General features: G+C 55.6%; 1 protein-coding gene. It reads right to left on the reverse strand.

The features are described from left to right. Window positions 1-276: 276 nt before the first annotated feature. Window positions 277-1064: IS110 family transposase (locus AC244_RS34755; protein ID WP_053253363.1), on the reverse strand; the 788-nt coding region annotated here is incomplete at its 5' end.

The following is a 1064-nucleotide window of genomic DNA, read 5'->3' on the forward strand; positions in this document are numbered from 1 at the left end:
CTCTTCTGTGGTTGCCGCCCGTGTGGCAAGAAGTTTCTAACCCAAATATGCCAGTGATCGAGTGCGGTCTTCTGTCAGGCCTTTGAATGCGGCATGTCAAAAGCCGCTGGCCGGTATGGTGATCTGCGGATCAGGTCCAAATCTTTCAAACGAGCTCAGATGCTCAAGAGACTACACTGGTTTTCCTGATCCAGATCTGTTCGATCATTTTGCCCATTCGGGTCGTCGCCTTCTTACTCCCTCGCTATCCGACGCCAAGCTGCAGTGGCATATCGATCATGCTACGGCCGCCCGTGTCGGAACTCGATAATCCTCATTTTTTGTAAGCACGGCCCAAATCGTACGCGCCATTTTGTTGGCCAATGCGATCGCTACAAGCATTCTTGGCTTTCGCGCGGCGATGCGCGCGAGCCATGAGCCTTCGGTGATCGATTTGCGGGTCAGCCAGGTCAGGCGCGACATCGCGCCAATGATTAGCAGTCGGCGGATATCAGCTTGGCCCGCCTTAGAAATGCGTCCGAGCCGCTCTTTTCCACCGGAGGAGAATTGGCGCGGAACAAGACCTAGCCATGCGGCAAAGTCGCGCCCGCACCGAAAGCTCTCCATGGGCGGGGCAAAGGCCTCAACAGCCAGGGAGGTCAACGGGCCGACACCTGGAATTGTTTGTAGTCGCCGCGACGTGTCGGCTTCAGCCGCCAGCGCCTTGATCTTCACTGTTCGCGCATCGATGCGCACCGTCTTCTCGGCAATCTGGTCCATCAGGTCGCGACACTCCTCGCGCATCAAATCTGGCAAGTCGCTATTTGGGTTATTGAGGATCTCACCAATGCGTTTCAACTGATGCATTCCCTTCGGAAGAACATGGCCATATTCATAGAGGCACCCCCTGAGTGCGTTGGCCAGTTCGGTGCGCTGATGCACAAGGCGCTCTCGAGCGCGAAATAAAACTGCGCTGCTTTGTTGCTCGGCAGTCTTTGGATCTACAAAGCGCATTTCCGGTCTCTGAGCCGCGATTACGATCGCTTCGGCATCTGCCGCATCGTTTTTCTGACGCTTCAATATCC

Origin of the sequence: Ensifer adhaerens (assembly GCF_001270265.1) — a bacterium.
In the GTDB taxonomy this organism is placed as follows: domain Bacteria; phylum Pseudomonadota; class Alphaproteobacteria; order Rhizobiales; family Rhizobiaceae; genus Ensifer; species Ensifer adhaerens_B.